A 532-nucleotide genomic window follows, 5' to 3' on the forward strand; every position below is an offset into this window, starting at 1 on the left:
CGCCGAGGCCGCCAGGCGCCTGGAGGGGCGCGCACAGGTGGTCGCGGCAATCGCCGCCAGCCCCTCGTCCACGGTGATTTCCGGTACGGCCGGCGAGGTCGAGCGGCTCGCCGGTGATTGGGCCGAGGAGGGGTTGGTGCCGCGGCGCGTGGCGAGCGATGTGGCGTTCCACAGTCCACACATCGACCAGGTCCTGGAGGACATCCGCCAAGCCGCTGGCGAACTGCGCTGCCTGACTCCGCGCCTGCCCATGTACAACTCGTCCCTGGGCGATCCCCGGGCCCTGGCGCCCCGGAATGCGGACTTCTGGTGCGCGAACTCACGTAACCCGGTGCTTTTCGAGCAAGCAGTGACGGCAGCCCTGGAGGATGGCTTCGAGCTGTACCTTGAGGTGTCCAGCAAGCCCATCGTCGCCCACGCCCTGAAGGAGACTGCCGATGCTTGCGGGCGCGAACACGTAATGGTGTGCCCGAGCCTCAGGGAGGGGCGGCCGGAGTATCCGGAACTGCTCGCTAGCCTCGCTCGTCTGTAT

General features: G+C 68.2%; 1 protein-coding gene. It reads left to right on the top strand.

Features of this window, described 5'->3' with window-relative positions; all coding sequences use genetic code 11:
- The coding region (locus CAG11_RS33070; RefSeq protein ID WP_143494917.1) for an acyltransferase domain-containing protein at positions 1-532 on the top strand (532 nt) is incomplete at both ends.

The sequence above is a fragment of the Pseudomonas sp. B6(2017) genome (assembly GCF_002112765.1).
GTDB lineage: Bacteria > Pseudomonadota > Gammaproteobacteria > Pseudomonadales > Pseudomonadaceae > Aquipseudomonas > Aquipseudomonas piscis.